This is a genomic window from Salinimicrobium catena (assembly GCF_900102915.1).
Lineage (GTDB): Bacteria > Bacteroidota > Bacteroidia > Flavobacteriales > Flavobacteriaceae > Salinimicrobium > Salinimicrobium catena.
This window is the reverse complement of record NZ_FNGG01000021.1, coordinates 8430-8740: the sequence shown is the minus strand read 5'-3', so window position 1 is coordinate 8740 and position 311 is coordinate 8430.

The following is a 311-nucleotide window of genomic DNA, read 5'->3' as shown; positions in this document are numbered from 1 at the left end:
GACTACAGTGTGGTTTGTGGTTTGTTGTTCGTTGTTCTTTGTCATCTCGACAGAGCTGATTTGACCGAAAGGGAAAAACAGCGACGAGAGATCTCTTCCTTCGAGTGACGCTGTGACCGAATGACGGAGTAATCTTGCCTATCCTCCGAAGCTCCCGAGGAACGAAGGAGGATTGCTTATGGTTTGTAGGTAGAAAATTATTGGCAATAAACTAACGACTACAGTGTGGTTTGTGGTTTGTTGTTCGTTGTTCTTTGTCATCTCGACAGAGCTGATTTGACCGAAAGGGAAAAACAGCGACGAGAGATCTC